Here is a 20,597-nt window from a genome sequence, read left to right as displayed (position 1 = left end):
CCCTGGTCCGTGACGATCCTGTATGGATATACTCCTGAGGCGACATTCGCCCCTCGCGCGTCGCGACCGTCCCACGAGACGGCATGCGCGCCGGCCGGGAAGTGTCCGGAACACAGTTCGCGCACTAGTCCCCCGCGGGGTGAATAGACACGCAGTGTCACGAAGGATTCGCGTCTCAAATCGAAGTGGATTCGGGTGCTGGGATTGAACGGATTCGGTACGTTTCGGAACGCGATGACCAGTGATCGTGCGACGTCCGCGACCGTAAAGAGGCTCTGGTCGTAGTAGAATGGTCCGAGGTCTGCGATCGTGCCGTCCGGGTCGGAGAACACGCTAGGCGATCCGGCATCGATCGCCGGGCTACCCGATTGGAGCGCGAAGTTGAGCATATCGGGAGCAGTTAGCAACGGGTCAGCATCGATGTTTCCGAAAATCGTGTCATCCGTAGCCAGTTCATTGGCGGTCTCGGAGGCGATGTTGCCGCCTCCCACTGGATACAATAGGGCCGCAATCTCGTTTCCCCAGAACAGGTTGTGTTGCAGTTTCGGGACAGGCACCGCGCTGAAATCGCAGATTCCACGTCCCCTCCGCGTCGGCTCTGTGCGGCCGTTCTCGTAGAAGATATTGTACCGGATTATGGGATCGCCCTGATTGCTGATTAGCAGGCCGTTGCCGTCGGCGCGGCCGATAAGATTGTGTTCGACGAGCGCCGTGGTTGTTCCCGACAGGATTATCCCATGGGGATCTGCCTCGTCTTCTGGAACTAAATCAAAGTTCTCCCAGACAACGTTGTGGTGGAACCAGGGCGATGCATCGAAAATGACATAGACAGCGGCGCCACGTAATGTAGCCGTATTGTGGATAATTAAGTTGTGATCGATCTCCGGATTCCCTCCGCGCATGTCGATGCCGCCGCCGTTGTCTGCTTGGCCGCCCGTTATCCGGAATCCGCTCAGACGGCCACCCACGGAATCCTGCCAGAAGATGACGCTGCCGCTTTCCTCTGCATCGAGAACCGTCTGCTCAGAGCCCTCGCCGAGGATTACCAAGTCATCAAGGTCGACCGTCAATGGATATACTTCGCCATTGGTGGAGGGTGCATATGTCCCCGCGCCGACAAGGATCGTGTCGCCGCTGCTTGCTGCAGCAAGTGCGGCTGTGATCGTCCCGTACTGGGCGGGCACGGACCGCGTCGCAGCCAGGGCGGCTTCGGCCAGGGAAGCCGTCGTCACGGCGCAGCACAGCATCATCTTGATTGTTCGGTACGGAACCTTGGCGAGGCTTTGCATTATTTCTATTCCCTCCTGCGTGGCGCTGTGCCAAGAAAGCAGTTGAGGCCGTACATCTAGGTATTAGACATAAATGCGGTAGTTGAGATCGGCAAGGGGTCGAGACGAGCGCCCATGCCACCGTCTCGAGCATCGATGCGATCGACAAGTTGCAACGCTTTGGCCTCCAGGAAGAAGGCCCAGCTGGCTTGCTCTACCAAGAGCCCTCGCCGCATGCCCCGGAAGCTATGTCACGGCGTCTTTTGGCCTGAGAGGCACAACGGTGCGATACCGTGAATGGCGAGGCAATCAGACCCGTCCAGAGGGCGAAACGAAGCCCGGCCGCACCCCGGATCCAGGGCACGGCCGGGCTGGTCCCGGCATCTTGTCGATTGGCGGCTAGTCCGCCACGCCCCGCGGGTGCGAAGCGTAGACGGCGCCCTGGTCCTGCGGCATCAGCACCAGTTCCTGCACCGCCACGTGCGGGGGCCGCGTGGCGCAGAACACGATGGCGTCGGCCACGTCGGCCGGCTGCAGGGGCGGGAAATTGCGATACACCTTGTCGGCGCGCTCACGGTCGCCGTGGAAGCGCACCTCGCTGAACTCGGTCTGCACCATGCCCGGGTCCACGGTCGTGCAGCGCACCATGGTCCCGAGCAGGTCCAGCCGCAGCCCCCGGGTCAGGGCCTGCACCGCGAACTTCGTGGCGCAGTACACATTGCCGCCCTGGTAGACCTGGTGACCGGCGATGCTGCCCACGTTGATGACATGGCCGCGGTCGCGCGCCACCATGCCGGGCAGCACGGCCCGGCTGACCCAGAGCAGCCCCTTCACGTTGGTGTCGATCATCTCGTCCCAGTCCGCATGGTCGCCGTCCTGCAGGCGGTCCAGGCCGCGGCTCAGGCCGGCGTTGTTGACCAGGATGTCGATGTCGCGCCAGGCGGGGGGCAGCCCTTCCACGGCGGCATTCACGGCCAGGCGGTCGCGCACGTCCAGTTCCAGCAGGTGCGCCTTCGTGCCGTGTGCCGCCGCCAGCTTCGCCGCCAGGCCTTGCAAGCGATCCCTGCGCCGGGCCGCCAGCACCAGGCGGCAGCCTTCGCCGGCAAACGCCTCGGCACACGCCTCGCCGATGCCGGCGCTGGCGCCGGTGATCATCACCAACCGGTCCTTCAATGTCATCGCGCGCTCCCGTCCCTTCGGTGAAGCTATTTCGTCCAGCGCTTGAACCAGCCCATGACTTCCTCATGCCACTGGATCGAGTTCTGCGGCTTCAGCACCCAGTGGTTCTCGTCCGGGAAGTACAGCAGCCGGGCGGGAACGCCCATGCGGCGCAGCGCCGTGAACGTGCTCAGGCCCTGCGTGTCGACCACGCGGTAGTCCAGGCCGCCGTGCACCACCAGCGTGGGCACCTTCCAGTTCTTCACGAAGTCGACCGGGTTGTGCTTGCCGTAGTCGCCGCCCTGGGCCCAGGGCGTGCCGCCGTGCTCCCATTCGGGGAACCACAGCTCTTCGGTGTCGAAGTAGGCCATGCGCTCGTCCAGGTTGCCGTCGTGGCACACGAAGGCCTTGAACTTGTCGGCGAACGGCTGGCCCGCCATCCAGTTGATCATGTAGCCGCCGTAGCTGGCGCCCGCAGCGACCACGCGCCCGCCGTCCATCCAGGGATACTGCGCCAGGGCCGCGGCCAGGCCCTTCTCGAGATCCTCGAGCGGGCGGTCGCCCCAGTGGCCGTTGATGGCGTCGGTGAAGGCCTGGCCGTAGCCGGTCGAGCCGTGGAAGTCGACGGCCACCGTCGTGAAGCCGGCGCCCACGTAGGCCTGCGGATTCCAGCGGTAGTGGAAGTCGTTGCCGAAGCTGCCCTGCGGGCCGCCGTGCACGAGGAAGGCCACCGGCCACTTGCGGCCCGAGGCGGCGGCTTCCGGCGTCCAGTCGAACGGCTTCACCACGTAGGCGAATACCGTCTCGTCGTTCCAGCCCTTGAACGTGAACTGCTCGGGTTCACCCATCTTTGCCTGCGCCAGCTTGGCACCGTTGAAGCCGGTGATGGGCTTCAGGTCCTTGCCCTCCACCGACATCGTGTAGAACTCGGTGGGCGACTTCAGGCTCTGCATCCCGATGAGCAGGCCCTTCTTCAGCAGGCCCACGTCGGTCACGTTGCCCTTGGCCAGCAGGCGCGTCACCTTGCGGGACTTCAGGTCCAGCTTGAAGACCGGCGACTGGCCCAGGCAGCCGGCCGTGAAGTAGGCGCTCTTGCCGTCGGCGCTGAACTTGAGGCCGTGCGGGCTCAGGTCGAGCGGGCGGTCCAGTTCGGTGGTCGGATAGGAGATGTCCAGGCGCGTCGTGCTGCCGGTCGCCCAGTCCATGATCTCGAAGTGGTAGCGGTCGGCCTCGTAGCCCGGGCGCTCCATGGCCAGGTACCACAGCGAGCGGCCGTCGGGCGTGAACACGGGCTCGGTATCGACGGCCTGGTTGGCCTCGGTCAGGCAACGCAGGTTGCCGGAGCCATCGGCGGGCACGGCGTAGAGGTCGGCGTCGGTGCTCCAGGCCGCTTCGCTGCCCGGCAGGATCTTCGCGGTGAAGATGACCGTGCCGCCGTCGGGCGAGACGGCGGTTTCCTCGAGCCCGCCGAAGGGCTTGGTCGGCACGTCGGCATCGAGTTCGGGCATCAGGTCGATCGGCTCGGCTCCGGGCGCATCGGCCAGCAGGAACAGGTGGCTGCGCTTGCCGTCTTCCCACGTGTCCCAGTGGCGGAACATCAGCTCGTCGTAGGCCCTGCCGGTGGTGAGCTTCTTCGCGTCGGCGGCGTCGCGCTCGACGGTGCCGGCAATACCCAGCTTGGGGAAGACATCCATTGCCAACAGGAACGAGCGCGTCTGCGGCACCCATTCGAACGCATTGACCGGCAACGGCAGGGTCGTGACCGGAGCCGCTTCGCCGCCGCTGGTGTCCAGCCGCCAGATCTGCGGCGAGCCGCTGCGCGTCGACAGGAAATAGATCACGCCGTTGGCGCCCCAGCGGGCGTTCCAGTCGTTGGCGTCGTGGGTGGTCAGGCGCCGGACGCGCGAGCCGTCGGCCGCAGCCACCCACACGTCGGTGCGGCCCTTGTTCGCGGCCACGTCGGTCACGCGCACCGTGAAGGCGACCTGCGTGCCGTCGGGCGAGACCTGGGCGTCGCTGAGGCGGTCCATCGCCAGCATGTCGTGGATCGAGAACGGATGCGTTTCGGCCGACACGGGGCTGCCCGCCGCCATGACCGACAGGAGCAGGCCGAGGCCGAAGTAGAGTGCTGACCGAAGCATCAAGTCTGGACCTCCGGGGGAACGTGGGGGTGATCGACGACGCGGAATCGGCGGTTGGCGGGTATTATAGCCTGCTGCGGTGGCGTGACGCCACCTCGAGTCGTCCCTGGCGCGGCCCCGCCGGGTCGACGGCGCCCGGGCAGGTTCCGCTTGCCCCGATCCGGCGATTTCAGGATACTGAACCGAGACCGATTTCTCCCCTTGAACAGGCGCTGGCGGCATCGATCGGATCCCGCGATGGAGGCGTTTTCGTGGCCGCATCCCCCGGCAACGACACCTGGAACTGGCGCGGACGGAGTGCAGAGCTCGCGCGCGCCGACCGACGCGCGCGCCTCCACGGCCTGCTCCAGGGCCTGTTCGTGGTTGCCGTCGCCGTTGTCCTGAGATTCGGGCTTCGGCGGGGCACGCTTGCGGACATCGCGTTCGTGGCCGGTGTCCTGATGTTGCTGGCGGCGCTCTTTCGCCCGCACCTGCTCGTACCGTTGCGGCGCGGCGGCGCGGCCCTGGGCCGGGCCGTGGGTGTCGCCCTGACCTGGCTCCTGCTGGTGCCGTTCTTCCTCGTCTTCATCGTGCCGGGCGGCATTCTCCTGCGCCTGCGCGGGCGCGATCCGTTGTCGCGGGGCGCGCTGGAGGCCGGGAAGACCGGCTGGATTCCGCGGCGCCAGGATGTCGCGACGGAGTCGCTCATGCGCCAGTTCATGGTCGAGGACCGCGCGGCCCGCCTGGTGCGACGGCCGGAGGGCAGTCCCTCGGATCGCGCCTGGCCCGGCCCGGCGTCGACGGCCGCAGAGGATGCGTCGTGAACATCCTCGGCCTGAGCGCCTTCTACCACGACAGCGCCGCGTGCCTTGTCCAGGACGGTCGCGTGGTGGCGGCTGCGCAGGAGGAGCGGTTCACGCGCCGCAAGCATGACGCCGGCTTTCCGCGGCAGGCCATGCGCTATTGCCTCGGTGAAGGCAACGTCGGCCCCGGCCAGCTCGACGCCGTCGTCTTCTATGACAAGCCGCTCACCAAATTCGTGCGGATCCTCGAGAGCGCGTTCGCCGTGTCGCCGCGTGGACTGCGCCCGTTCCTGCAGGCGATGCCGGTCTGGCTGCGGGACAAGCTGTGGATCCCGGCGGAGATCGAGCGTGAACTGCGACTGGCCGGCGCCGGCCGCCCGGGTCGGCTGATGTTCACGGAGCACCACGAATCCCATGCCGCCAGCGCGTTCTTCGCCTCGCCGTTCGAGTCCGCGGCCATCCTCACGCTCGACGGCGTGGGCGAGTGGGCGACGTCGAGCCTGGGCCAGGGACGCGGCAACCGCCTTCGCATCCTCGAGGAAATCCACTACCCCCATTCGCTCGGGCTGCTGTATTCCGCGTTCACGTACTTCACGGGCTTCAAGGTCAACAGCGGCGAGTACAAGCTCATGGGGCTGGCGCCGTACGGCGAACCGCGGTACGTCCAGCGGATCTACGACCATCTCCTCGATCTCCGCTCGGACGGCAGCTTCCGCCTGAACCTGGACTACTTCGGCTACATCGACGGCCTGGTCATGACCAACGACCGTTTTGCCCGACTGTTCGACGGGCCGCCGCGCTCGGGTGAGGCGGAGATCACGCAAAGGGAAATGGACCTTGCGCGCTCGATCCAGGAAGTCACCGAAGAGGTCGTTCTGCGCATGGCTCGCCACGCGCACCGGGTGACCGGCGAGCGCCACCTGTGCCTGGCTGGGGGTGTGGCCCTCAATTGCGTGGCGAACGGCAGGGTGCTGCGCGAAGGGCCGTTTGCCGACCTGTGGATCCAGCCGGCAAGCGGCGATGCTGGCGGCGCCGTCGGCGCCGCCCTGTACGCCTGGCACATGTACGCGGACGGCGCGCGGATTCTCGACGGGCGGGACCGCATGGCCGGTGCGTTCCTCGGGCCCGCCTACACCGACCAGGAGATCGCGGACTGGCTCGAGCACGAGGGGCACGCCTACCGGACACTGGCCGACGGCGACCTCGAGCGCGAAGTTGCCCGGCGCATCGCCCGGGGCGAGGTCGTCGGCCTGCACCAGGGGCGCATGGAATTCGGCCCGCGCGCGCTGGGCAACCGCTCCATCGTCGGCGACGCCCGGTCGCCCGGCATGCAGTCGCAGTTGAACCTGAAGATAAAGTACCGCGAGTCGTTCCGGCCGTTCGCGCCGTCGGTGCTGGCGGAGCGGGTCAGGGAGTGCTTCGAACTCGGGACCGGCTCGCCCTACATGTTGCTCGTCGCCCCGGTGGCGCGGGAGAGATGGCTGGCTCCGGAGGCAGCGGACGCTCGGCCTGCGAACCGGCCAACCGACGTCGTGGCCCGCGTCAACCAGGTGCGATCCGACATCCCGGCCGTGACCCACGTCGATCATTCGGCGCGCATCCAGACCGTTCATGAAGAGACGAACCCACGCTACCACCGCATCATCACCGAATTCGCGAACCTCACCGGCTGTCCGACGATCATCAACACGAGCTTCAATGTCCGCGGCGAACCGATCGTCTGCACGCCCGAGGACGCCTATCGCTGCTTCATGCGGACCGAGATGGACACGCTCGTCATGGGCAATCACGTGCTGGTGAAGTCCGAACAGGCGCAATCCGCGGAAAACGCCGATTGGCGCCGCGAGTTCCAACTGGACTGACTGGAGTTCCCGTGCATCGTCTGACGCACCTGGCGAGGCTGCTGGCCGAGATCGGACGCTACGCCGCGCGCCACAAGGCCTGGTGGCTGGTGCCGATGGTGGTGGTGCTGCTGGTCCTGGCTTTGCTGATCTTCACGGGTCAGGCCACCGCGCCGTTCATCTACACGCTCTTCTAGCCCGGGCCGCGCCGGGCTAGCGCTGTTGCGCGTTGCCGGAACGGATCGGCGACACGAGCAGGTCGAGCGAATAGAAGTCCCAGCCGCCGTCGAGGACGCGCACAGTCCCGGCGGGCGCCGGCCCCGGGCGCGGGCGCGTGGCGAAGACGAAGCTCGTGACGCCGCGCGCACTCAGCCGGCCCGCCAGCGACTCGAGCTGGGCCTGGCTCCGGACGAAATAGATGGTGCGCTCGCGGAACGCTTCATAGAGTTCGTGCCCCGCCCACCAGACGTCGGTAATCACGACTTCGGGCTCCAGGCGCTCCATCGCGACGGCCAGGCGCTCGGAGTACAGCTTCTTCTCCCGCACGATCGTCACCGAGTAGGCCTGCGCGGCAACACTGACGACAACCAGTCCCGAGACGGCGGCCCAGGCCCAGCCGCGGCGCGGCGCACTGCTCTCGCGCCAGTCGGCGAATGTGCGCACGGCCAGGACCGTCAACAGGGGATAGAGACAGAACTGCAGGCGGCCGCCCCAGTGAAGGCTGACGGCCCCGGCCCACGGCGCCACGAGGCAATAGCACACCAGGTACAGGCACACCGCCGTGACCAGGTAGTCGCGCGCGCCGGAGACGGCATCGCGCCGCCGCTCAGGCGTGGGCCGCAGCAGCCCGAGGATGACGATGGGCGCCGCCACGAAGAAGCTGTTGGCCGCCAGCAGGTGGCGCGGCGTGTTCTGCGCATTCAGGAAGCCGGCCAGGAAGACGGCGCCGGCGGCGGCGGCGGCCAGCGCCGCGAGCGGGACAACGAAGGTCGTGCGTGCCGGGCCCAGGCGCGGCCTGAACACGAACGCCGCCAGGAACGGAGCCGCCAGGACGAAAGACAGGACCTGCTGCGGGTGGGCCGCCACCAGGTACAGGTAGAGGATGCGGGGCCGCCGGGCCAGGTGCTCGACCAGGCTGCCGCCGCCGGCCAGGGTCCCGGCATGGAAGCCGAGGGGCTGGCCCACCACCGCCCATTGGAAGGCCGCCAGCAGCAGTGCCCCGCCACCGAGCACGCCGCCGCCGACAAGCACAAGGCGCCGTCGCTCGCCGGGCATCCGCACGAACAGCAACCCCATCAGGACCAGGACCAGGATGCCCAGCACATCGCGGACGACAACGGCCGCCACCAGGCTCACGCAGGCGAGCACCAGCGGGCGCGTGCGCCGCTCGTGCAGGAAGTCGACGAGGCCCACGACTCCCCACAGGCAGAGCCCGGCCGCCAGTGTGTGCTCCCACAGGTTCTGGCTGTAGAACCAGGCCGGTGTCGCCAGGCCGGCCAGGACGACCGCCAGGTGACGATCGCGTTCCGCCAGGGCGAGGCGCCCCGCCAGGACACTGACAGCCGTGAGCATCAGCACGGCGCCCGCGATCGGCAGCAGGTTGAGTCCCGTGGTACCGAACAGTTTCAGGAAGACGGCGCCCAGGACGAGGAACGCAGGCTGGAAGACCGAAATGAGCTGCCCGTCCTTGAACTCCTCGAAGGTGCCTTCGGGATTGAAGCGAAGCGGGTTCATCTCGAACCCCGGGTCCAGCTCGCGGCCGCCCCAGGGGATGGCGTACTCCTGCAGGTCGGCGTCGGCCAGGGCCCTGATCTGGATGAACCGGTTCTCGTTGTCGACCATCCAGAGGCCGCGCGCCGGCATGATGGCGAGGGTCGCCAGGTACACGGCCAGCACCAGGGCCAGCGACCAGAACTCGCGCAACAGGCGTGCAGGGTGCGATTCCAGTCTGGTCATCGGGTCTCCACGCGCGGCGAGCCGCCGCCGCTGCCGCCCGGGCCGGCGTCGATCAGGCCGCGTGCGGCCAGGAACGTCCGGATCTCGGTGGCGGCCACGCGGTGTCCGCGCTCGTCAGGATGTTCGCGGCTGCAGCGGCCCTGCAGGCGACGCAGGTCGCCCTCACTGGCGAGGGCAAACGACTCGAAAAGGTCCAGGACCGGGAACCCGAAACGCGTGGCCAGTTCGGTGACGCGTCGATGCTGCGGATGCCAGCGGTACGAGGCGGCCGGTTCGAACAGCGGGAACACCACGACGACCGGCTGGAAGCCGTTCGTGCGAGCCAGCGATGCCAGGCGCTCGAACCCGCGCTCGGTTCGCGATCCGGTCGTGGTGGCTGCGGCGGCCGCGCGCGCCGCCTCCGGCTTGGCGTGCCGGAGCCAGATCACACGGGCAAGGTGGCTGCGCAGCACAAGGTGCCGCCCGATCCTGCTCTCGAGGGCGAACTGCGGATTGCGCTGGAAACTGTTGAGCTCTGCCGACGCCTCGAAATCATCGTTGAGGCAGTACGCAACCAGCACCACATCCGGATCCAGCGCCAGGCCCTTGCGAACCAGGAACTCCACCTCCTGGACGGTATCGTAGCCGGAGACGCAGAGGTTGATCACCTCGAGCGGCGACCCGGATCCCGCGCAGGCGCGTTCGAGCTGCTTGGCGAAGACATCATCGACCGCCAGCACCTCGCGGTCGTTGCAGAAGCCGTAGCCCACCGAATCGCCGATCACCAGGATCCGTCGCGTCTTCGCGCCCTTCGCGCGGGGATACTCTCGATCGCGGATGCCGTAGGAGCTGATGCCGCTCGAGCCAGGTGAGGGGACATAGCGCAGGACGCTGTTCGTGCTCGACTCGAAGCTCCCATGGGCCATGTCGACACGGATGCGGTTGATGCCCGGCGCCAGGTGAAGCAGCCGCACGGCCAGTTCCCCGAGCAGCAGGCAGACCACGATGCTGACGCATGCCAGAACGGTCTTCTTCAGCATCATTCCCTGGACGTCCGGAATTCGGGTGCAGCAGGCCGGGGCACCGGCGGGACGGTGGCGACTATACCTGAATGGCGACGTCGGGGCAATCGTACCGTGGCGGGCCTAGTGGACGCCGGCAGCGGGTCGCCAGGCCTCGAGGGTGCGGGCGAGTTCGCCCGCGATCAGCGGCTTCGTCAGGTAGTCGTCCATGCCGCCCTGCAGGCAGCGGTCCCGATAGCCGTCCATGGCGTGGGCGGTCAGGGCGATGATGGGCGCGCGCGGCCGCCCTTCGCGCTCTTCCATGGCGCGGATGGCAGCCGTGGCCTGGAAGCCGTCCATGGTCGGCATCTGCACATCCATCAGCACCAGGTCGAAGGTCCCGCTCCGGCAGGCTTCGACGGCAAGGCGCCCATCCTCGACCCACGTGACCTCCGCGCCCAGTTTCTCCAGCAGCCGCCGGGCCAGCTTTGCGTTGACCACGTTGTCCTCGGCCAGGAGCACCCGGACGACGGCGTTCGGTTCCGGCGCCGTTTGCAGGCCATCGTTCACGATCACTGTCGCCATGGCCGGCGCCGCGGCCTCCGCCAGCGGAACCACGACACAGAACGAGCTGCCGGCACCCGGCGTGCTGCAAAGCGTCAATCGCCCTCCCATCAGCGACGTCAGGCGGGCACTGATCGCCAGGCCGAGGCCCGTGCCGCCGTACTTGCGCGTCGTGGAGCCGTCGGCCTGCTGGAAGGCGTCGAAGATGGTCGGCTGCGCCGCGGGCTCGATGCCGATTCCCGTGTCCGAGACCGTCAGCGACACCATCGGCACGCCGGCAACCCGGCCTTCGAGCGCCACGCCGACGCCGATCTTCCCGTTCTCGGTGAACTTCACGGCATTGCCGACCAGGTTGGTCAGGACCTGCCACAGGCGGTGCTCGTCCCCGGTGAGCCAGCCGGGCACATCGGCCCCGATCGACGCCGTGATCACGTTGCCGCGGCGGGATGCGGCCACCTGCTGCGGCTTGATCACACGGTCGACGAGCTCGACAACCGAAAAAGGCGCGGCCGTGATCTCCAGTCGCCCCGCCTCGATCTTCGAGAAATCGAGGATCTCGTTGACGATGCGCAGGAGCGTCTCGCCGCTCGTGCGCACGTCCGTCAACAGCTCCCGCTGGTCAGCCGACAGGTCGGTCTCCAGGACAACGCCCGTCAGCCCGAGGATGCCGTTCATGGGCGTGCGGATCTCGTGCGACATGTTGGCCAGGAACTCGCTCTTGGCCTGGCTGGCGGCATGGGCCTGCGCGTTGGCGGCCGCCAGTTCCACCGCGCGCTGCTCGAGCTCGGCGCCCTTGCGCAGCCCCGACCACAGTTCGGCGTGGAAATAGCGGGCCAGGATCAGCATCTGCGCCCAGTAGACGAACAGGAGTGCGGCCAACCCTATCTCGCGGCCGTTGCCCGCCAGAGCCAGCGTGGCCGCCGAGGGCAGCATCAGCAGCGAGACGAAGACCCGCAGGATGCGCAGCCGCGGCGACAGGCTGCTGATGGAGCCGGCGGCAATGCCGGCCGTCGCCAGCATGCAGACCAGGTAGGTCCAGCCGAAGCCCATTTCCAGCCCGATCACGGGCAGCAGCAGCCCCCAGATGGCGGCCGGCACCAGCGTGGCCACGGAGAAGCGCAACCGCCAGCGCGCCGGGTCCGCGTCGTAGGCGGGTTCGAAGCCCAGCGACAGGCGCAGGCGCAGCCAGCCGGTGGCGCCGTACATCAGGATGACGGCTGCCGTGAGCCACGGGGCTTCCTCGCGCAGGTCGGTGATGGCGAGCAGCAGCACCAGCACCGGCACGTAGACAAAGGTCACGCGCCGTGTTCGCGACGCCAGTTCGCGGTCCGCCTGGCGATCAAGCGCAGCCAGGCGCCGGGTATTCTCGGCGTTTGCAGAAGCGCTGTGTTCGCGAAGCGGCTGGGCGAAGTCGAGAGGCATGGGCGGCGATTCCTTCCGCGATCGGACCTGACCGGTACCGCGGAGTGATCGGCAGCATTCAGGAGGAATTGAGCCCCGTCAGGGCGCCGGTCGGGACGCCGGCCGGCCGACATGGTCGTACTCGGGCCCTTCCAGCCCGCGCCGCACCCGTTCGACCAGTTCCCGCTGGTCGACCTCGCTGCGCCAGCGCCCGGACAGCCGCGCCGTCTGGATGCCGCCATAGAAGAGGACCACGACCAGCACGGCAAAAATTGCCGGGCGCAGGCCGCGCCGCGACAGGCGCGTGCCCCACGGCGTCACGGGTGCCAGTTGCAGGGCCTCGTTCTCGGGGCAGGCCGCCACGCACTCCAGGCATCCCGTGCACTCGACCGAGGTCACCGTCTTCGTCAGGTCCACGGCCAGGAACGAGGGGCACACCGAGGCGCACTGCCGGCAGTTCGTGCAGGCCGAGGGCGACCTTACGATCTTCAGCGGCGACAGCCACGACAGTGGGCCGAGCAACGCCCCGTACGGGCACAGGTAACGGCACCAGAAGTAGGGCACGACGAACGACAGGGCGGCCAGGCTGCCCAGCACCCAGAGCGTGGTGGGCGAGGGGTCGGTGAAGAAGTAGAGCATCTTGATGTCCGAGACCTTGTTGTACGGCAGGTCCAGGAACTGGGCGACCTGTTCGCGGCTCATCAGCACGAAGATGGCGTTGGCGAAGAAGAGCAGCAGCAGGTATTTCAGCGACTGCAGCGGCCAGTCCAGCCAGTTCGGCAGCTTCACCCGCCGTCGGAACACCTTGTGCGACAGGCGTGCGAGATACTCGGACGCCGTGCCCACCGGGCACAGCCACGAGCAGAACGCCTTCTTCAGCAGCAGCGCCGTGAGCAGGACCAGGCAGAGGATGACCAGGCCCGCCGGGTGGACCATGTGGAAGACCCCGGTCTCGAACCAGTGGCGCAGGCTGATGAGCGAGGCGATGGGCAGGAAGCCCTCGACGCCCGGCGACCGCGCGCCGTCGACCACGCCCGCCTCGAGTCCGTGCACCCACTGCACGAACCGCCAGCCGACGTAGAGGATCACGGCGAAGGTGCCGAACTGGACCGCCTGGCGCACGCGCAGCGGACGCCGGGGGCGGGCTCGGAAAACGTGGCGGGCGCGACGGGCGCGCTCTTCGGGGGCCAGGTGCGGGCGATTGCGGCCGAACATTGCGGGAGCCTCCGTTTGGGCGAGGATGCTGCCGACGGCCGAAATATGGTGAACCCGACCCACGCAAGCCAGACCGATCTCGTCCGATGATGCCGGACTTCTTGCGCGGCCCCCGGTCGCCGCCCATTTTGGATCGCATGATGCCAGGCGCCAAGACCAGCACCCCTTCGGGTAGACCAATGCTCGAGCGTTTCCTGTGGGACGTGTCCATGCGCGTGACCGAGTTGACAGACGACGATCGCCTCTGGGTGCAGGAGCGGACCGAGCTCCTGTTCGGCGGCGACTTCGTTGTCTCGCGCAGCGAGGTGCACGACCCGCACAAGCTGCCGGGCTTCATCGCCACCGAAGGCCGTGAGCGCGTCGGCCTGGCCACGTACTGCATCTGGGGCGGCGCCTGTGAACTGGTGACCATCGACGCCCTCTGCCAGTACATGGGCGTGGGCACGATGCTGCTGGACAAGGTGGAGGAAGTGGCCCGCGCCGCGGGCTGCGAGAGCATCTGGACCATCACCACGAACGACAACCTCGACGCCCAGCGCTTCTTCCAGAAGCGCGGCTTCATGATCTCGCAGGTCCGGCTCGGCGGCATGACCAAAATCCGCCTGCTCAAGCCGAACGTGCCCAAGGTCGGCTACTACGGCATCCCGGTGCGCGACGAGATCGAGTTCGAGAAGCGCCTGCCGCCCCTGCAGCCCATGCCGCAGGACTGATCCGGGTGCCCTGGTACCACGCCGTTGCCGCCGTCCCGGCCCCGGGGCGGCGTTTTTCAGTTGTGCCAATACCGGCCCATGCCCTTATGATGGGCCTTCCTGACCAAAAAACCGCGGGAGGATCGCGATGAACGCGCGCGAGAAGACGGCGGCCCTGCGCCGCGAACTGAAGAAACTGGGCATCCACGCCCTCTATGTACCCAGCGCCGACCCCCACCTGAGCGAGTACCTGCCCGACGCCTGGAAGCACCGGGCGTGGCTGAGCGGGTTCACCGGCTCGATGGGCGAACTGCTGGTCGGCCCGCGCAAGGCCGCCCTGTGGACCGACGGGCGTTATTTCTTCCAGGCAAGCAAGGAACTGGCGGGCTCGGACATCGAGCTGATGCGCATGGGCGAGCCGGGCACGCCGACGATGACGGCCTGGATCGTCAAGCAGCTGCGCCCCGGGCAGGTGCTGGGCGTTGACGCCAGCGTCGTGTCGATGGCTGCGGCCGCCGACTTCGAGAACGCCCTGGCGCCGCATGGCATCAAGGTGGAGTTCCTGCGCGGCAACCCCATCGACGCCATCTGGGAAGACCGCCCGGCCGAGAGCCTGGCGCCGGTCACGTCGCACCCGCGCCGCTTCGCCGGCGAGACGCCGCAGTCCAAGCTGGCGCGCCTGCGCGCGGCGATGAAGCTGGCGGGCACCAAGGCCCATGTGGTCTGCGCGCTGGACCAGGTGGCCTGGCTGCTGAACATCCGGGCCGACGACATCGCCTACACGCCGGTGGTGACCGCGTACGCGATCGTCACCGACCGCGCCTGCACGCTGTACGTCGACCCGCAGAAGCTGAGCCGCGAGATGATCCGCGAACTGCGCCCGTTCACCAAGGTGGCCCCGTACCGCAGCGTGTGGGCCGACCTGGGCGCCCTCGGCCGCCAGCGCGTCAGCGTGTGGGTCGACCCGGCCGGCACCAGCCGCCGTGTCGTCGACGCGCTGAAGAAGGCGCCGCTGTTCTGTGGCGTCTCGCCGATCGTGGCCATGCGCGCGGTCAAGAACCCGACGCAGATCAAGGCCATCACCGAGGCACATCGTCGCGACGGCGTGGCCATGGTGCGCTTCCTGCACTGGCTCGAGGGCGCGGTGCGCGGCAACGACCAGACCGAGATCTCGGCCTCCGACCAGCTGTTCGAGTTCCGCCGGATGGGCCGCAACTTCAAGGACAACAGCTTCTCGACGATCAGCGGCTTCGGGCCGCACGGCTCGATCATCCACTACAGCGCCACGCCGAAGAGCAACGGCAAGCTGAAGCGGAAGGGCATCTACCTGATCGACAGCGGCGGCCAGTACCTGGAAGGCACCACCGACATCACGCGCACCGTGGCCTTCGGCAAGCCGACGCCGAAGCAGAAGGAGATGTTCACGCGCGTGCTGCTGGGCAACATCGACTGCACGGTGACGCCCTTCCCGGCCGGCACCACCGGCCAGCGCCACGAGATGTTCGCGCGCCGGCACCTGTGGCTGGCGGGACGCGACTACAACCACGGCACGGGCCACGGCGTGGGGCAGTACCTGGGTGTGCACGAGGGGCCGCACAGCCTCAAGAACATCCCGACGCCGCCGTTCGTCGAGGGCAACCTGATGTCGATCGAGCCGGGCTACTACGAGGACGGGCGCTTCGGCATCCGCATCGAGAACCTGGCCTTCGTGACGAAGGACGAGAAGCTGTCGACCGCCGCGCGCACCTGGTACCGGTTCCACCCGGTCACCCTGTGCCCGATCGACCGCAAGCTCATCGACAAGTCGCTGATGACGCGCGACCACGTGGCCTGGCTGGACGCCTACCACAAGCGCGTGTACCGCGAGCTGGCGCCGTCGCTGGGTCGCGAGGAGAAGGCCTGGCTGAGGAAGGCCACGCGGCCGCTCTAGCCGGGGCATGGGGGAAACGGCGCGGCCCGGTGGTCGCGCCGTTTCCCGGCCGGAATACTTGAAATCGCGGATGGATCAATTCCGCAAAGGGGAACGCGATGATCGCAGGAGTATCCGCTGAACGACGTCCCGGCGAACGGCGCGTGGCGCTGGTGCCGGCGTCGTGCGCGGCCCTGGTGAAGGCGGGTCTCGAGGTCATCGTCGAGGCCGGGGCCGGACTGGCGGCAGGCTTCACCGACGCCGAGTACGCAGAGAAGGGCGCGCGCCTGGTCTCGCGAGGCGAGGTGTTCGCCACCGCCGACGTCGTGCTGCAGGTCAACGGGCCGGGGCTGGGCGCCGACGAGGCCGGGCTGTCCGACTGCCGTGCGGGCCAGCTCGTGATCGGCATGCAGGACCCGCTGGGCAACCCTGCCGCCACGGCCGCCATGGCGGCGCGTGGCATCACGGCCTTCTCGCTCGAGCTGGTGCCGCGCATCACGCGCGCGCAGAGCATGGATGTGCTGTCGTCGATGGCGACGGTGGCCGGCTACCAGGCCGTGCTCGAGGCCGGTGTGCACCTGCCGCGCCTGTTCCCGATGCTGATGACGGCCGCCGGCACCCTGGCCCCGGCGAAGGTCTTCGTCGTGGGCGTGGGCGTGGCCGGGCTGCAGGCCATCGCCACGGCCAAGCGCCTGGGGGCGGTGGTCGAGGCCTACGACGTACGGCCCGCCGTGAAGGACCAGGTGCTGAGCGTGGGCGCCAAGTTCGTCGAGTTCGACCTCGAGACCGCCGGTTCCGAGGACAAGGGTGGATACGCTAAGGAACAGAGCGCCGAGTTCATCCGCCGCCAGCAGGAACAGATGCAGGCCGTGGTGGCGCGCAACGACGTGGTCATCACCACGGCCGCCATCCCGGGCCGCAAGTCGCCGGTGCTGGTGACGGCGCCCATGGTGGCGGCGATGGCGCCCGGCTCGGTCATCATCGACCTGGCCGCCGAGCGCGGCGGCAACTGCGAGTTGACCCGGGCCGACGAGGTCGTTGTCGCGCACGGCGTCACGATCCTGGGACCCACCGACCTGCCCTCGCGCAAGCCGTATCACGCCAGCCAGATGTTTTCGCGGAACATCGAGACGTTCCTCAAGGCACTGGCGCCCAAGGGCGAGCTCAAGATCGACCGGGCCGACGAAGTCGTGGCCGGCACGCTGCTGACCCACGGCGGCGAAGTCGTGCACCCGCGCGTGCGGGAACTGCTGGGCCTGCCGGCCGCTGCCGGCGCCCCCGAAGGAGCCTGAGCCATGGAAATGCTGGTTGCGGCCGTCACCGTCTTCGTGCTGGCGGTCTTCATCGGGTTCGAGATCATTGCCAAGGTGCCGCCCACGCTGCACACGCCGCTCATGTCGGGCTCCAATGCCATCAGCGGCATCACGGTGATCGGGGCCGTCATCTCGACCCGCGCCGACAATCCCAAGCTGGCCACCGTGCTGGCGGTGGCCGCCGTGGCCTTCGCCATGATCAACGTCGTGGGCGGCTACCTTGTCACGCACCGCATGCTCGCCATGTTCAAGAAGAAGAAGGGGTGAGCGCGTGGTCACGTACCTGATCGACCTCGGCTGGGTCAACCTGGCCTACCTCGTGGCCTCGGTGCTGTTCATCATCGGCATCAAAGGCATGACGCATCCGCGCACCGCCGTGCGCGGCAACATCATCAGCGCCTGGGGCATGCTCCTGGCGGTGGTCGTGGCGCTGCTCGCCAACGGCCTCAGCTACACGTGGATCCTGGTCGGCGCCCTGATCGGCACGGCTGTCGGCGCCATCGCCGCCTATCGCGTGCAGATGACGCAGATGCCGGAGATGGTGGCGCTGTTCAACGGCTTCGGCGGCGCGGCTTCCGTGCTCGTGGCCGGGGCGGCCTTCATGACCGCGCAGGCGCCGGGGCTGCAGATGACCATCGCGACCGGGGTTTCGGGGCTGATCGGCGCCGTCACCTTCACCGGCTCGCTCATCGCCTTCCTGAAGCTGGCCGAGAAAATCCCGAGCGGCAGCCTCGGTTTCCCGGGCATGAAGGTGTTCAACGGCTTCCTCGGCCTGCTGGCCCTCGGCGCCATCGGCTGGCTGGCGGTCGATCCTTCGTCGCAGCTCGCGTTCTGGGTCGTGGTCGTCCTGTCCAGCGTGCTGGGCGTGACGCTGACGATTCCCATCGGCGGGGCCGACATGCCCGTCGTCATCTCGCTGCTCAACTCCTACTCGGGCCTGGCGGCGGCCGCGACCGGCTTCGTGCTGATGAACAACGTGCTGATCATCTCCGGTTCGCTGGTCGGCGCCTCGGGCATCATCCTGACGCAGATCATGTGCAAGGCGATGAACCGCTCGCTGGGCAACGTGCTGTTCGCCGAGTTCGGCGGGGCGGCCTCGGGTCCCAGCGCCGACGACGTCTACGGCGGCAAGGTCAAGTCGACCAGCCCGGTCGAGGTGGCGATGATGCTGGACACGGCGCAGCGCGTGCTCGTGGTGCCCGGCTACGGCATGGCGGTGGCGCAGGCGCAGCACATTGTGCGCGACATGGCCAACCTGCTGGAGTCGCGCGGCGTTGTGGTGGAGTACGGCATCCATCCGGTCGCCGGCCGCATGCCGGGCCACATGAACGTGCTGCTCGCCGAGGCCGACGTGCCGTACGACAAGCTGCGCGAGATGGACGACATCAACAACGAGATCTCGCAGGTCGATGTCTGCATCGTGGTGGGCGCCAACGACACCGTCAACCCGGCCGCGCGCACCGACCCGAACAGCCCGATTGCCGGCATGCCGATTATCGACGTCGACAAGGCGCGCACGGTGATCGTCGTGAAGCGCTCGCTGAGCCCCGGCTTCGCGGGCATCCCGAACCCGCTGTTCGCCATGGACAACTGCCTGATGATGTTCGGCGACGGCAAGAAGGCCCTGGTCGAGCTGGTGACCGCGCTCAAGGACACCTAGGCCGCAGGCACTATTCCATACCTTCAGGCGGGCGCGATCCCTCGGTCGCGCCCGCCCTGTAGAAGCGCACCTCGACCCGCTCGACGGTGGCCAGCCCTTCGCCGACGGCGGCATCGACCACCGGCAGGAACGCCTCGATGCGTTCCGGTGTATCAACGATTTCCACCACGACCGGCAGGTCCGACGACATTCTCAGGATCTTGGCCGTGTGCAGGCGCCCGTGGGCCCCGAATCCGCCCAGCCCGCGCAGGGCGGTGGCGCCGGCCAGTCCGTGCGCGCGGGCCTGCTCCAGCAGCCACTGGTACAGGACACGTCCGTCGTGCTTGTCCGACTCGCCCACGTACACGCGCAGCAGGCGTCCTTCACTCGGCAGATGCATGACGCTACCTCCCGGCAGTGAGTGCATAGCCCAGCCAGACCAATGTGAGTCCGGCGAACACGTTGAGGCCCACGTTGAGCCCCGCGCGCAGCAGCTCATGGTCGCGCAGCAGCGCGACCGTCTCGTAGCCGAACGACGAAAACGTGGTGAACCCGCCCAGCAGGCCCACGAAGACGAACAGCCGGGCCTCGGGCGTGAAGGCCTGCCGCGCGTCGGCCAGCCCGGCGCCCAGGCCGATCAGCAGGCAGCCCAGCAGGTTCACCGCCAGCGTGCCGAACGGGAAACCGGCCAGGGCGGCGTTGCGGTGCACGAGCCCACCCAGGCCGTAGCGGGCCATCGCGCCCAGCGCGCCGCCGCCGCCGACCAGGGCCAGGTTGATCAACTCGGTCCTCATCCCCGTCCTTTCCCGGGCTCACCGACGCGGTGTGCGTCCGGCCACCGCGCGCAGGCCCCAGCGCTCGGCAAACGCGTCCAGTGCCGCGCCCTCGGCGCCATGGTATTCCAGCCGCCCTGTTTCCTGGGCGCAGGGCACGTCGCAGCGCACGCAGGCCAGGCGATGGCTCAACCAGGCGTTCTCGCGGCCCGCCTCGAGCTTCTCGCGCAGGCCGCGGGCGCCGCGGATGGGCAGCGTCTCCACGCCGTCCAGGTCGGCGTAGATGGCCGCCAGGTCGGCGTACTGCTGCAGCAGCGCCGTCGCCGCCTTGGGCCCCACCCCGCGCACGCCGGGGATATTGTCCACCGCATCGCCGGTCAGCGCCAGCAGGTCGACGACCTGTTCCGCCCGCACACCCATGCGGTCCGGCACGTTGTCGGCGTCCCACCACAGGTCGCGCGCCAGGTCGTAGATGCGCACGCCGGGCCGCACGAGCTGCGCCAGGTCCTTGTCGCCCGAGACGATGACCACCTCAAAGCCCCTCGGCGCGCAGTTGTGCCGTCAGGGGTCGCGATCAGGTCGTCCGCCTCGAAGCCCGGCACCGTCACGGTGGCGATGCCCATGTGCGCCACCAGCTCGCGGCAGATGTCGAACTGGGGGATCAGGTCGGCCGGCGGCTCGCCGCGGTTGGCCTTGTAGGCCGGGTACAGCTCGTTGCGGAAGGTCTGGGCGCCGGCGTCGAAGCAGCAGGCCAGCAGCTCGGGCTTCCGCTCCACAAGGAACTTCTGCAGCGTCATGCCCAGCCCGAACACCGCGTTGATGGGCGTGCCGTCGGGCGCGGCCATGGGGCGCATGCCGAAGAAGCTGCGGAAGACATAGGCCATGCCGTCGATGAGCCAGGCTGTCCGGGCCATGGTGTGCGTGCTTTCGTCGAGGACTGGGAATGCCGCTGCAGTCCGGCCCATGAT

19 protein-coding genes are annotated in these 20,597 nt (G+C 68.2%); 8 read left to right on the top strand and 11 right to left on the bottom strand.

Annotated features, from left to right (window positions below; genetic code table 11):
* From IPG61_18175 to IPG61_18165, 3 genes are all read right to left on the bottom strand, one after another.
* On the bottom strand, window positions 1-1,289 hold a 1,289-nt coding region (locus IPG61_18175; protein ID MBK6735960.1), incomplete at its 3' end, for a right-handed parallel beta-helix repeat-containing protein.
* Window positions 1,290-1,667: 378 nt separating this feature from the next.
* Complete coding sequence (locus IPG61_18170) at window positions 1,668-2,447, bottom strand: SDR family NAD(P)-dependent oxidoreductase (protein ID MBK6735959.1); 780 nt, start codon at window positions 2,445-2,447, stop codon at window positions 1,668-1,670.
* Window positions 2,448-2,473: 26 nt separating this feature from the next.
* Complete coding sequence (locus tag IPG61_18165) at window positions 2,474-4,534, bottom strand: S9 family peptidase (protein ID MBK6735958.1); 2,061 nt, start codon at window positions 4,532-4,534, stop codon at window positions 2,474-2,476.
* Between the two features lie 284 nt (window positions 4,535-4,818).
* On the opposite strand from IPG61_18165, the gene IPG61_18160 reads away from it, so the two are divergent.
* Genes IPG61_18160 through IPG61_18150 form a run of 3 tightly spaced genes read left to right on the top strand, consistent with a single transcriptional unit; the run spans window position 4,819 to window position 7,387 of the window.
* Window positions 4,819-5,370 carry a hypothetical protein gene (locus IPG61_18160; GenBank protein MBK6735957.1) on the top strand — a complete coding sequence of 184 codons (552 nt, stop codon included), beginning with the start codon at window positions 4,819-4,821 and terminating at the stop codon, window positions 5,368-5,370.
* Window positions 5,367-7,211, top strand: coding sequence for a carbamoyltransferase (locus IPG61_18155; protein MBK6735956.1), 1,845 nt, complete (start codon window positions 5,367-5,369; stop codon window positions 7,209-7,211). Before IPG61_18160 ends, IPG61_18155 begins: the two co-directional genes overlap by 4 nt.
* An 11-nt stretch (window positions 7,212-7,222) precedes the next feature.
* A complete protein-coding gene (locus IPG61_18150; GenBank protein ID MBK6735955.1) occupies window positions 7,223-7,387 on the top strand; it encodes a hypothetical protein in 165 nt (54 codons plus the stop codon).
* Between the two features lie 16 nt (window positions 7,388-7,403).
* On the opposite strand, the gene IPG61_18145 is transcribed toward IPG61_18150, so the two are convergent.
* The 4 genes from IPG61_18145 to IPG61_18130 form a co-directional block, all read right to left on the bottom strand.
* Entirely contained in the window at window positions 7,404-9,146 is a 1,743-nt protein-coding gene (locus IPG61_18145; protein ID MBK6735954.1) for a hypothetical protein, read from the bottom strand.
* A complete protein-coding gene (locus tag IPG61_18140) occupies window positions 9,143-10,168 on the bottom strand; it encodes an SGNH/GDSL hydrolase family protein (GenBank protein ID MBK6735953.1) in 1,026 nt (341 codons plus the stop codon). The genes IPG61_18145 and IPG61_18140 overlap by 4 nt, the downstream gene beginning before the upstream one ends.
* Window positions 10,169-10,270: 102 nt before the next feature.
* Complete coding sequence (locus tag IPG61_18135; GenBank protein MBK6735952.1) at window positions 10,271-12,112, bottom strand: response regulator; 1,842 nt, start codon at window positions 12,110-12,112, stop codon at window positions 10,271-10,273.
* Window positions 12,113-12,190: 78 nt separating this feature from the next.
* Window positions 12,191-13,306, bottom strand: a complete 1,116-nt coding sequence (locus tag IPG61_18130) for a 4Fe-4S binding protein (GenBank protein MBK6735951.1) — start codon at window positions 13,304-13,306, stop codon at window positions 12,191-12,193.
* 179 nt (window positions 13,307-13,485) lie between these two features.
* Here IPG61_18130 and IPG61_18125 point away from each other — a divergent pair, with 179 nt between their 5' ends.
* The 5 genes from IPG61_18125 (at window position 13,486) to IPG61_18105 (ending at window position 18,877) form a co-directional block, all read left to right on the top strand.
* Window positions 13,486-14,016, top strand: coding sequence for a GNAT family N-acetyltransferase (locus IPG61_18125; protein ID MBK6735950.1), 531 nt, complete (start codon window positions 13,486-13,488; stop codon window positions 14,014-14,016).
* A 127-nt stretch (window positions 14,017-14,143) separates the two neighbouring features.
* Window positions 14,144-15,925 carry an aminopeptidase P family protein gene (locus IPG61_18120; GenBank protein ID MBK6735949.1) on the top strand — a complete coding sequence of 594 codons (1,782 nt, stop codon included), beginning with the start codon at window positions 14,144-14,146 and terminating at the stop codon, window positions 15,923-15,925.
* A gap of 98 nt (window positions 15,926-16,023) precedes the next feature.
* Window positions 16,024-17,196: a Re/Si-specific NAD(P)(+) transhydrogenase subunit alpha gene (locus IPG61_18115; GenBank protein ID MBK6735948.1), complete on the top strand. Its 1,173-nt coding sequence runs from the start codon at window positions 16,024-16,026 to the stop codon at window positions 17,194-17,196.
* A gap of 3 nt (window positions 17,197-17,199) precedes the next feature.
* Window positions 17,200-17,484: an NAD(P) transhydrogenase subunit alpha gene (locus IPG61_18110; GenBank protein ID MBK6735947.1), complete on the top strand. Its 285-nt coding sequence runs from the start codon at window positions 17,200-17,202 to the stop codon at window positions 17,482-17,484.
* Window positions 17,485-17,503: 19 nt separating this feature from the next.
* The gene (locus IPG61_18105) at window positions 17,504-18,877 is read left to right on the top strand and encodes an NAD(P)(+) transhydrogenase (Re/Si-specific) subunit beta (protein ID MBK6735946.1); all 1,374 of its coding nucleotides are present in this window, start codon (window positions 17,504-17,506) and stop codon (window positions 18,875-18,877) included.
* Window positions 18,878-18,887: 10 nt separating this feature from the next.
* Here IPG61_18105 and IPG61_18100 read toward each other — a convergent pair whose 3' ends face one another.
* The 4 genes from IPG61_18100 to IPG61_18085 are packed head-to-tail and all read right to left on the bottom strand — an operon-like array spanning window position 18,888 to window position 20,594.
* The gene (locus tag IPG61_18100; protein ID MBK6735945.1) at window positions 18,888-19,256 is read right to left on the bottom strand and encodes a DUF190 domain-containing protein; all 369 of its coding nucleotides are present in this window, start codon (window positions 19,254-19,256) and stop codon (window positions 18,888-18,890) included.
* Between the two features lie 4 nt (window positions 19,257-19,260).
* A complete protein-coding gene (gene crcB, locus IPG61_18095) occupies window positions 19,261-19,650 on the bottom strand; it encodes a fluoride efflux transporter CrcB (protein ID MBK6735944.1) in 390 nt (129 codons plus the stop codon).
* Between the two features lie 18 nt (window positions 19,651-19,668).
* Complete coding sequence (locus tag IPG61_18090) at window positions 19,669-20,061, bottom strand: hypothetical protein (protein ID MBK6735943.1); 393 nt, start codon at window positions 20,059-20,061, stop codon at window positions 19,669-19,671.
* Window positions 20,007-20,594: a hypothetical protein gene (locus IPG61_18085; GenBank protein MBK6735942.1), complete on the bottom strand. Its 588-nt coding sequence runs from the start codon at window positions 20,592-20,594 to the stop codon at window positions 20,007-20,009. Before IPG61_18085 ends, IPG61_18090 begins: the two co-directional genes overlap by 55 nt.
* Window positions 20,595-20,597 lie beyond the last annotated feature (3 nt).

It is taken from the genome of bacterium (genome assembly GCA_016703265.1).
Taxonomy (GTDB): domain Bacteria; phylum Krumholzibacteriota; class Krumholzibacteriia; order LZORAL124-64-63; family LZORAL124-64-63; genus CAINDZ01.
This window is presented reverse-complemented; position numbering and strand designations above follow the sequence as displayed.

Coding starts and splice junctions, on each gene's coding strand:
- IPG61_18170 (MBK6735959.1), bottom strand. CDS start 2,447: ATGACATTGAAGGACCGGTTGGTGATGATCACCGGCGCCAGCGCCGGC.
- IPG61_18145 (MBK6735954.1), bottom strand. CDS start 9,146: ATGACCAGACTGGAATCGCACCCTGCACGCCTGTTGCGCGAGTTCTGG.
- IPG61_18140 (MBK6735953.1), bottom strand. CDS start 10,168: ATGATGCTGAAGAAGACCGTTCTGGCATGCGTCAGCATCGTGGTCTGC.
- IPG61_18135 (MBK6735952.1), bottom strand. CDS start 12,112: ATGCCTCTCGACTTCGCCCAGCCGCTTCGCGAACACAGCGCTTCTGCA.
- IPG61_18130 (MBK6735951.1), bottom strand. CDS start 13,306: ATGTTCGGCCGCAATCGCCCGCACCTGGCCCCCGAAGAGCGCGCCCGT.
- IPG61_18125 (MBK6735950.1), top strand. CDS start 13,486: ATGCTCGAGCGTTTCCTGTGGGACGTGTCCATGCGCGTGACCGAGTTG.
- IPG61_18120 (MBK6735949.1), top strand. CDS start 14,144: ATGAACGCGCGCGAGAAGACGGCGGCCCTGCGCCGCGAACTGAAGAAA.
- IPG61_18115 (MBK6735948.1), top strand. CDS start 16,024: ATGATCGCAGGAGTATCCGCTGAACGACGTCCCGGCGAACGGCGCGTG.
- IPG61_18110 (MBK6735947.1), top strand. CDS start 17,200: ATGGAAATGCTGGTTGCGGCCGTCACCGTCTTCGTGCTGGCGGTCTTC.
- IPG61_18100 (MBK6735945.1), bottom strand. CDS start 19,256: ATGCATCTGCCGAGTGAAGGACGCCTGCTGCGCGTGTACGTGGGCGAG.
- crcB (MBK6735944.1), bottom strand. CDS start 19,650: ATGAGGACCGAGTTGATCAACCTGGCCCTGGTCGGCGGCGGCGGCGCG.
- IPG61_18085 (MBK6735942.1), bottom strand. CDS start 20,594: ATGGGCCGGACTGCAGCGGCATTCCCAGTCCTCGACGAAAGCACGCAC.